Source organism: Pantoea sp. EABMAA-21 (assembly GCF_030053335.1).
Taxonomy (GTDB): domain Bacteria; phylum Pseudomonadota; class Gammaproteobacteria; order Enterobacterales; family Enterobacteriaceae; genus Pantoea; species Pantoea communis.
Window position 1 is genome coordinate 155003 of record NZ_JASGBX010000013.1, and the last position, 9292, is coordinate 164294.

Annotated in this window: 8 protein-coding genes; 7 read left to right on the forward strand and 1 reads right to left on the reverse strand. The window is 53.2% G+C overall.

Translation table 11 applies throughout. The annotated features are described in order from the left end of the window. The first annotated feature begins 70 nt into the window (after positions 1-70). The 6 genes from rhtA to ybiO all read left to right on the forward strand — a co-directional run bounded on the left by rhtA (position 71) and on the right by ybiO (position 6678). On the forward strand, positions 71-952 hold the full coding sequence (rhtA, locus tag QMZ65_RS18745; protein WP_502921536.1) for a threonine/homoserine exporter RhtA: 882 nt from the start codon (positions 71-73) through the stop codon (positions 950-952). A gap of 294 nt (positions 953-1246) precedes the next feature. Continuing rightward, positions 1247-1750, forward strand: a complete 504-nt coding sequence (dps, locus tag QMZ65_RS18750) for a DNA starvation/stationary phase protection protein Dps (RefSeq protein WP_038647945.1) — start codon at positions 1247-1249, stop codon at positions 1748-1750. A gap of 320 nt (positions 1751-2070) precedes the next feature. Beyond that, on the forward strand, positions 2071-2817 hold the full coding sequence (glnH, locus tag QMZ65_RS18755) for a glutamine ABC transporter substrate-binding protein GlnH (protein WP_038647947.1): 747 nt from the start codon (positions 2071-2073) through the stop codon (positions 2815-2817). Positions 2818-2902: 85 nt separating this feature from the next. After that, the gene (glnP, locus tag QMZ65_RS18760; protein ID WP_038647949.1) at positions 2903-3562 is read left to right on the forward strand and encodes a glutamine ABC transporter permease GlnP; all 660 of its coding nucleotides are present in this window, start codon (positions 2903-2905) and stop codon (positions 3560-3562) included. Next, positions 3559-4281 carry a glutamine ABC transporter ATP-binding protein GlnQ gene (glnQ, locus tag QMZ65_RS18765; RefSeq protein ID WP_038647952.1) on the forward strand — a complete coding sequence of 241 codons (723 nt, stop codon included), beginning with the start codon at positions 3559-3561 and terminating at the stop codon, positions 4279-4281. The genes glnP and glnQ overlap by 4 nt, the downstream gene beginning before the upstream one ends. 162 nt (positions 4282-4443) lie before the next feature. Beyond that, on the forward strand, positions 4444-6678 hold the full coding sequence (gene ybiO, locus QMZ65_RS18770; RefSeq protein ID WP_283216498.1) for a mechanosensitive channel protein: 2235 nt from the start codon (positions 4444-4446) through the stop codon (positions 6676-6678). Positions 6679-6774: 96 nt separating this feature from the next. On the opposite strand, the gene rlmF is transcribed toward ybiO, so the two are convergent. Continuing rightward, on the reverse strand, positions 6775-7701 hold the full coding sequence (rlmF, locus tag QMZ65_RS18775; RefSeq protein ID WP_160869720.1) for a 23S rRNA (adenine(1618)-N(6))-methyltransferase RlmF: 927 nt from the start codon (positions 7699-7701) through the stop codon (positions 6775-6777). Positions 7702-7935: 234 nt separating this feature from the next. On the opposite strand from rlmF, the gene QMZ65_RS18780 reads away from it, so the two are divergent. After that, positions 7936-8565, forward strand: a complete 630-nt coding sequence (locus QMZ65_RS18780; RefSeq protein ID WP_034820918.1) for a flavin reductase family protein — start codon at positions 7936-7938, stop codon at positions 8563-8565. The last annotated feature ends 727 nt before the right edge of the window (positions 8566-9292 follow it).

Here is a 9292-nt window from a genome sequence, read left to right on the forward strand (position 1 = left end):
TTTTGTTGCTGTGTTGTTAATCACTACAGGATTGAATTACAGGATGTCTACGCCTCTGACGAACACCAGAATGGCCCCGGTTTTGTTCCCGATTGCCGTGCTACTGATTGCTATGCTCTCGCTTCAGGGCGGTGCTTCCCTGGCAAAATCGCTGTTCCCCAGCGTGGGGGCGCCGGGCATCACCGCACTGCGCCTCGGATTGGGCACCCTGATTTTGTGCGTCATCTTTAAGCCGTGGCGTTTACGATTTACCTCTGCACAGCGCAAACCGCTCTTAATCTACGGTCTGGCCCTGGGTTGTATGAACTATCTCTTCTATTTATCCATTCGCACCGTGCCGCTGGGCGTTGCCGTTGGCCTGGAGTTTCTCGGCCCTTTGACCCTGGCATTGGCCGGTGCGCGCCGTCCGCTCGATTTCCTTTGGGTGCTTCTGGCGGTCACCGGTTTGTGGTTTCTGCTGCCGATTGGTGATGGCATCAGCCATATCGATCCGCTGGGTGCGCTGTTAGCAGTGGGGGCCGGTGCCTGCTGGGCGGTCTATATTCTGGCAGGGCAACGCGCCGGTGCGGAACATGGTCCAGCAACCGTTGCCATGGGATCGTTGATTGCCTCGGTGATCTTTGTTCCGCTTGGATTAACCTTTGCGGCACCCGGCATCTGGCACTGGGAAATTCTGCCCCTGGCGCTGATTATCGCCCTGCTCTCCAGTGCGATTCCTTATTCACTGGAAATGATGGCTCTGACCCGCCTGCCCGCTCGCATTTTTGGCACGCTGATGAGCCTGGAACCCGCGATGGCAGCGCTTTCAGGGATGTTGTTCCTCGGAGAATTGCTGACGCTGAAGCAGTGGGTTGCGCTGCTGGCCATTATTGCCGCTTCAGCGGGTTCGACCCTCACCATGAAACAGAAGAGTGCCAAAATAAGCGAAGTGGATATTAATAATCCGCAATAAATAATGCCAAATTCAGCCTGTTGGCTTCAGGCTGAATATATAAGCATTCTCATTCTCTTTTTTCTCATCACCGCCTTCACTTTTGTTATTATTTTGCAACATCATTGATAAGTAATTAACACATAACATAATTCATTGATATAAATGAAAAATAAATAAAACGCTCAAATCCCGCACAACATTAAGGTTTATCTATTCCTGTCATCGGTTTAAACAATCCGGCACAGCCAAAAACTACTGCTATACTTATTCCCGTGCTTGATTAGGACAACCATCAATTAGAGGATATTAATGATGAGTACCGCAAAACTGGTTAAAACTAAATCGTCTGATCTCATTTACACCCGTAATGATGTTGCTGATAGCGATAAGAAAGCGACCATCGAGGTGCTCAACCGTCTGGTAGTGGAGTTTATTGATCTGTCACTGATCACTAAGCAGGCGCATTGGAATATGCGCGGCGCCAACTTTATCGGTGTGCATGAAATGCTGGATGGCTTCCGTACTGCCATCACCGATCATCAGGACACCATTGCAGAGCGTGTTGTACAGCTCGGCGGCGTGGCGCTGGGTACCACTCAGATCGTCAACGACAAGACGCCATTAAAAAGCTATCCGCTCAACATCCATACCGTTCAGGATCACCTGAAAGCGCTGGCCGATCGTTACGCGATTGTCGCGAACGACACGCGTAAGGCCATCAGTGAAGTCAGTGATGAAGATACCGCTGATATTTTCACGGCGGCATCGCGTGATTTGGATAAATTCCTGTGGTTTATCGAATCCAACATCGAATAATGCACGTTACAGCGAAGGCGGGTTATCCCGCCTTTTTTTATGTCTGTAACATTTTGGTGCTTTTTTTGACGTCGTTAACAAAATCTTAATCCTGCCTTTCCCTTGCTAAGCCCTTGGTGCACACTGTGCCTGCACCACAACAGCACGACGCACTATTTTGGTGATCCATATTAGTGCAGACTTTTCGACTATAGCAAAATCGCTTCAGCCAGGCCCTGCATCCTGCTGATTTCGACCAAAATGAAAAGTTGGCATAATTTTTTCATATGAATAGCCGTACATCAGGCCATCAGGTCTGAAGGGTAATAAGGAAAATAATGATGAAGTCTTTGATTAAAGTCTCCGTGGCCGCGCTGGCGCTGGCCTTCTCGCTTTCTTCCACTGCAGCAGATAAGAAACTGGTTGTTGCGACCGACACCGCTTTCGTTCCTTTTGAATTCAAACAGGGTAACGAATATGTTGGTTTCGACATCGACCTGTGGGCCGCTATCGCCAAAGAACTGAAGCTGGACTACACCCTGAAGCCAATGGATTTCAGCGGCATTATCCCAGCACTGCAAACCAAAAACGTTGACGTGGCTCTGGCCGGTATCACCATTACCGACGAGCGCAAAAAGGCTATCGACTTCTCTGACGGCTACTACAAAAGTGGTCTGTTGGTGATGGTGCGTGAGAACGAAAACAACATCAAAGGCATCGACGATCTGAACGGCAAAGTGGTTGCGGTGAAGAGCGGTACCGGTTCTGTTGATTACGCGAAAGCGCACATCAAGTCTAAAGATCTGCGTCAGTTCCCGAACATCGACAACGCTTACATGGAGTTGGGTACCAACCGTGCTGACGCCGTGCTGCACGATACGCCAAACATCCTGTACTTCATTCACACCGCCGGTAAAGGTCGCTTCAAAGCGGTTGGCGAGTCTATCGAAGCTCAGCAGTATGGTATCGCCCTGCCTAAAGGCAGCGATGAACTGCGTAACCAGATTAATGGCGCGCTGAAAACCCTGCGCGACAACGGCACTTACAACACAATTTATAAAAAATGGTTCGGCAGCGAGCCAAAATAATTCCGGCCTAAGCCGATTTTTCCAGCAGGGAGCTTAGTCTCCCTGCTTTTTACATTTCCATTGCAACAGATTTTGGAGTTACACCATGGAGTTTGACTGGAGCGTCATTTGGCCAGCCCTGCCGATTTTGATCGAAGGCGCCAAAATGACCCTGATAATTTCCGTACTCGGCTTAATTGGCGGGTTAATCATTGGTTTAGTCGCCGGTTTCGCGCGCGCGTACGGCGGATGGATCGCCAATAATATCGCGCTGGTGTTTATCGAGCTGATCCGCGGTACGCCAATCGTGGTGCAGGTGATGTTTATTTACTTCGCCTTGCCGATGGCCTTCCCGGACCTGCGTATCGATCCGTTTACCGCCGCCGTGGTCACCATCATGATTAACTCCGGTGCCTATATCGCGGAAATCACGCGTGGTGCCGTGCTGTCGATCAACAAAGGCTTCCGTGAAGCAGGTCTGGCGCTGGGTCTTTCCCGCCGTGAAACCCTGCGTTACGTCATCATGCCGTTGGCATTGCGTCGTATGCTGCCACCGCTCGGTAACCAGTGGATCGTGAGTATCAAAGATACCTCGCTGTTTATCGTGATCGGCGTGGCGGAACTGACCCGTCAGGGCCAGGAAATCATCGCCGGAAACTTCCGCGCGCTGGAGATCTGGAGTGCCGTTGCCATTATCTATTTGGTTATTACGCTGGTGTTGAGCTTTGTACTGCGCCGTATTGAGAAGAAGGTGAAAATCCTGTGATTGAATTTAAAAACGTCTCTAAAAACTTCGGCCAGACCAAAGTCCTGCACGACATCAATCTGAAGATCAATCAGGGTGAAGTGGTGGTGATTATCGGGCCATCTGGCTCAGGTAAATCGACCCTGCTGCGCTGCATCAACAAGCTGGAAGAGATCACCACCGGAGACCTGATCGTTGATGGCATGAAAGTTAACGATCCTAAAGTCGACGAACGCCTGATTCGCCAGGAAGCGGGCATGGTATTCCAGCAGTTCCATCTTTTCCCGCAGATGAGTGCGCTGGATAACGTGGCTTTCGGCCCGATTCGTGTGCGCGGTGCGAAGAAAGACGATGCACAGAAACTGGCACGTGAACTGTTGGGTAAAGTCGGCCTTGCCGAGCGTGCGCACCACTTCCCAGCTGAACTGTCCGGTGGTCAGCAGCAGCGTGTTGCCATCGCTCGTGCGCTGGCGGTGAAACCGAAGATGATGCTGTTTGATGAGCCAACCTCTGCACTCGATCCAGAACTGCGCCATGAAGTGCTCAAGGTGATGCAGGATCTGGCCGAAGAAGGCATGACGATGGTCATCGTAACGCACGAAGTGGGCTTTGCTCAGAAAGTGGCTTCGCGCCTGATCTTCATTGATAAAGGCACCATCGCGGAAGATGGCAACCCGGATGAGTTGATCACCAACCCACCGAGCGATCGTCTGCGCGAGTTCCTGCAGCACGTGTCATAAATGACGAGGCGGCTGTAAAGCCGCCTCTTCTTCCGTAAAGAAATTTCCTTTCAGAATCTTCACCTTCCATCACTGACTATACTTTTTCTCTTGTGCCGTTGTGCGTTGCTCAAGGAGAAGGTCATGTCGTTTGCCCGCCCATCATGGTGCCTGACCATATGGATGCTGCTCTGTCTGTTCCTCGTTCCCACCGCAGACGCGGTCAATCTGTCGCAGGCCGCCGTCGCCGCTCAGCAAACGTCAACGCCCGCTTCCAGCACCACCGCTGCAGGTGAACCTACGCTGGAAGATAAAAAAGCCGCTTATGCCGCGCTGGCCAATATTCTGGAGAATAACGATTCGCGTCAGGAACTGATCGATCAACTTCGTCAGGCCGCCACCAGCAAAGCCAATAATGAACAGCCGGTATTGGCTCCGCCGCAGGCCGATCAGGAAGATCCCACGGTACTGGAGAGCGTCACCAACGTCACACGCGAATACGGAGGAGCCGTTGCCTCGCAGTTTGTCCGTTTGCACGACAACATCGTTAACGCACCGCACAAATCGTTTAATCAGCAAACCTTCTTCAATGCCCTGAAGTATTTCGCCGGGCTCGCCGCTGCCGTTTTTGCTTTCTACTGGTTCACGCGGCTGTTGATGTATCCCGTGTGGCAGCGCATGGGCCGATGGGGGCGCAATCATAATCTGGATCGCACCAAGTGGCTGCATCTTCCTGCCACCATTATCGTCGCCTTTCTTCTCGACTTAGTGCTTCTGGCGCTGACGCTGTTTGTTGGTCAGATTATCAGTGACAACTACCACAACAATAACCGCACCATTGCCTATCAGCAGGGGCTATTCCTCAATGCCTTCGCGTTGATTGAGTTTTTCAAAGCGGTGTTGCGATTGATATTCTGCCCACGCTTCCCCACCCTGCGCTTCTTTCATCTTTCCGATGTGCGTGCCGCTTACTGGAACACACGTCTTAGCTGGCTCAGCGGCATCATCGGTTATGGTTTGCTCGTGGTAGTGCCGATTGTCGGCAATCAGGTGAATATGCAAATCGCTGCGTTGGTGAATGTGTTGATCATGTGCATCATGACTGGCTGGGCGCTGTGGCTGATTTTCCGCAATCGACGCAACATCCACGACGAGTTGTCGCGTTTGGCCGATCGCAGTATGAGCTTCTTTGCCTTGTTTATCCGCGCCTTCGGTATGGTGTGGCATTGGCTGGCGAGTGCCTACTTTATCGCGCTGTTCCTGTTCTCGATCTTCAATCCGGGTGACAGTCTGAAGTTTATGATGTCGGCCACGGTGCGCAGCATGGCGATTATTGTTATCGCCGCGCTGATTTCCGGCATGCTAACGCGCTGGATTGGCAAAACGCTGACGCTGTCGCCGGATCTGCGCCGTAACTATCCGGAACTGCAAAAACGCGTCAATGATTGGGTCAAAGCGCTGCTAAAACTGGCGCGTGTGATCACCGTGTTCGCCACGCTATTGCTGCTGCTCAACGCCTGGAATCTGTTTGATCTCTGGCACTGGCTCACGCTGGGAGCCGGGCAGAAAATGGTGGATGTGCTGATTCGTATCGTGATGATTTTGCTGCTCTCCGCCATCGGCTGGACGCTGCTGGCCAGCCTGATCGAAAGCCGTCTGGCTTCGGATTCACACGGAAGGCCGATGCCCAGCGCACGTACGCGCACCTTACTGACGCTATTCCGTAATGCGCTGGCGGTGGTGATCAGCACCATCACCATTATGATTCTGCTGTCAGAAGTGGGTGTTAACATCGCGCCGCTGCTGGCGGGTGCCGGGGCGCTCGGCCTGGCGGTGTCGTTCGGTTCGCAAACACTGGTGAAGGATATTATCACCGGTATCTTTATTCAGTTTGAGAACGGCATGAATACCGGCGATTTGGTGACCATTGGCCCGATCACCGGCACGGTGGAGCGCATGTCAATTCGCTCCGTCGGCGTGCGTCAGGATACCGGCGCATATCACATCATTCCGTGGTCTTCGATTACCACTTTCGCCAACTTTGTGCGCGGTATTGGCTCGTTTGTCGCCAACTATGATGTAGACCGCAATGAAGACACCGAGCGTGTGAATACGACCTTGCAGGCAGCGGTGAAGGAGTTGCTGGAGAATCCGGATATTCGCGGCATGGTGATTGGCGAACCGAGTTTTTCCGGACTGGTGGGCCTGACCAACCAGTCCTTTACCGTGCGTGTGTCGTTCACCACCCAACCGCTGAAGCAGTGGACAGTGCGTTTTGCGCTGGATGACAAGGTGAAGAAGCATTTTGATGCCGCAGGGATTAAAGCGCCGCATCAGACGGTGGAAGTGATGCAGACCGGCAACGATGTGGGTTCCGCGGCCACGCTGGCAGCACTGCCGCCGCCCAATCCATCGTAGACTCGCCCAGGGAGCGGAACTGGGCTGCCAGATTCGCTCCCGCATTTTGGGCTAAGCTCGCCCCTGTATCCTGACGGATAAGGGCAAACGGTGGGTTCAGCGCGCGAAGCGTTTAGTGCGCGCGGCTGGCGGCAGGAATGTCCAGGCGATAAAGCGGCTCTGTTTCTGCCCCTGTGCCATCTCGATGATGCGCACTTCCTCAACCTCGAGATCGCGCAACTGATCGCGCAACGCAGGCAGGTTCTCTTTGCGCGAAACCAGTGAGGTAAACCAGACAATACGATCGGCATAGGCCACGCTTTCATCGATCATCTTACCCACGAACTGACGCTCGCCGCCCTCGCACCACAGCTCCTTGTGTTGACCGCCAAAGTTGAGCGGTGCATTTTTACCTAAGCCCAGATTGCGTGTTTTACGCTGACCGACCATCGCTGCTTCCTGCGCCGAACCATGGAATGGCGGATTGCAGAGCACGGCATGATAGCGTTCATTTTTGTGCACCACACCGGCGAAAATGGCGGACTCGTCTTTCTGACGACGCAGACGCACGCCGCGCTGCAAGCCGGGATTGCTCGCGACAATCTGGTTTGCCGCCGTGATGGCTTCCGCCGTAATATCGGTGCCGGTAAAGCGCCAGCCGTACTCCGCATGCCCGATCAATGGATAAATAAGATTGGCCCCGCAGCCGATATCCATCACATCGACATCGCGTGGCACTTTGCCGCCGTTGTCACTGGCCAGCAAATCTGCGAGCGCATGCACATAGTCAGCACGGCCCGGTACGGGTGGCGTCAGGTAGCCTTCCGGTAGTTGCCAGTTCAGGTTATAAAACAGCTTAATCAGCGCCTGATTGAGTAGCATTACCGCTTCAGGATCGGCAAAATCCACCGACAACTCGCCGTAGCCATTTGGACGGACTTTCACCGCCAGCGGCGGATGAGCCGCGGTCAGAGCAGCAAAATCATAACGGCCCTGATGGCGATTACGGGGATGGAATGGCGAGGTGGCGGTTGGCTTGTTCATAGATTCTCCGGATAGTAGCGCGGGCGTAAGATACGCTGGATGGCGGCATCGCACAATCCGCTTACACGATTATCTGTATTGCATTTAAACCTGATATCCCAAAATTGAGTCCAAAATAATTCGTGCTGCAGCAAGCTGTCGTTATGGTCATCCGCTAGCGTTTCCTGATGATAGCGACAGGAATGCCATAACACCGTTGCGGTGCGAAGTTTAACAGACGAGCCAGGAGCGCTAATGCGACAACGTTATACTTATCAGCCAAGGAGCGGGCATGGTTTGCCACACGATCCGCTGAACGCCATTGTTGGTCCTCGCCCGATTGGCTGGGTGAGTTCGCTGAGCGCCAGTGGCCAGCGCAACCTGGCCCCGTACAGTTTCTTTAACTGCTTTAACTATCATCCGCCGATTATTGGTTTTGCCAGTAGCGGCTGGAAAGACAGTGTGCGCAATATCAGTGAAAGCAAAGAATTCGTCTGGAATCTGGCCACGCGCCCGCTCGCCGAAGCGATGAATGAAAGCTCGGCTTCTGTGCCGCCTGAACAAGATGAGTTCGCACTCGCGGGATTGACACCCATCGCTGCCTCGCACGTGAACGTCAGTATGGTGGCAGAGAGCCCGGTGAATTTTGAGTGCCGCCTGACTCAGCTGATTCGCCTGCAGGATGTGCAAGGCACTGAACTGGAGAGTTGGCTGGTGTTGGGTGAAGTGGTGGCAATTCATATTGATGAAGCGCTGCTGGAAGATGGCATTTATCAGACCGCCAAGGCACAGCCTATTCTGCGAGCCGGCGGCCCATCGGCGTATTACGGCATCAGTGAGGATTTGCGGTTTGATTTGGTGCGCCCGGATGCGCGCCGCGGTTAAATTGTGTGGGTTGGCGGTTGCGGTTGGACTGCGGGTTTGAATGCAGTTTTAAACCGAGGTTTGGATTGCAGGCTGAAATACGGGTTGGCTTAAAATCGAGTTAACGCTTGCTGGGGGCGCAGGGGGGCTAGCGTCCTCGCGCCGCTGACGCGGTTCCCTCACTTCGTTCGTCTGCCTCACGGAACGGCGGGGATGGCACATCCCTGTGCCGCCCCGCCTTTCCCCCGCGTCCTGCGGGCTATCCTGGCAGACTCACTCAGCTCGGCGCTGCGGATTGCCTGCCCCCCTGCGCCCCCAGCCTGCTCATAAACTTTCGTGCGTTTTGTTAAAGGCACTTTCATTCCCATAAGCTTCAGTGTGTTTGTCACCAAGCTTATTTCTGTCCATAAGATTGAATTTGTGATGCTAATGAGAGCATCAGCCGACTCATAAACTTCAACCAGTAAGAACTCACATCGGCTCACAAACTTGAATGCGAGTTGAAAAATACCGCACAAGTGTTAGTGGCCGTAGCACCTCTGATGCTGCAAGGGCTATCCGCAGCGCTGAGGCTTTTACATTGGGCCAGGAGATCCAAGCAGGGATGGTTCAAATCTTCCAGTCTGCTGATGAGCTCAAGTAAATGCTGTTGAAAGGGGCACAATATTTAAGGCCGTAGCACCTCTGATGCTGCAAGGGCTATCCGCAGCGCTGAGGCTTTTACGTTGGGCCAGGAGATCCACGCAGG

Excerpts from the sequence above, each read along its gene's own strand:
- ybiO (WP_283216498.1), top strand. The coding sequence starts at position 4,444 with ATGCTGCTCTGTCTGTTCCTCGTTCCCACCGCAGACGCGGTCAATCTG.
- QMZ65_RS18780 (WP_034820918.1), top strand. The coding sequence starts at position 7,936 with ATGCGACAACGTTATACTTATCAGCCAAGGAGCGGGCATGGTTTGCCA.
- rlmF (WP_160869720.1), bottom strand. The coding sequence starts at position 7,701 with ATGAACAAGCCAACCGCCACCTCGCCATTCCATCCCCGTAATCGCCAT.
- glnP (WP_038647949.1), top strand. The coding sequence starts at position 2,903 with ATGGAGTTTGACTGGAGCGTCATTTGGCCAGCCCTGCCGATTTTGATC.
- glnH (WP_038647947.1), top strand. The coding sequence starts at position 2,071 with ATGAAGTCTTTGATTAAAGTCTCCGTGGCCGCGCTGGCGCTGGCCTTC.
- dps (WP_038647945.1), top strand. The coding sequence starts at position 1,247 with ATGAGTACCGCAAAACTGGTTAAAACTAAATCGTCTGATCTCATTTAC.
- rhtA (WP_502921536.1), top strand. The coding sequence starts at position 71 with ATGGCCCCGGTTTTGTTCCCGATTGCCGTGCTACTGATTGCTATGCTC.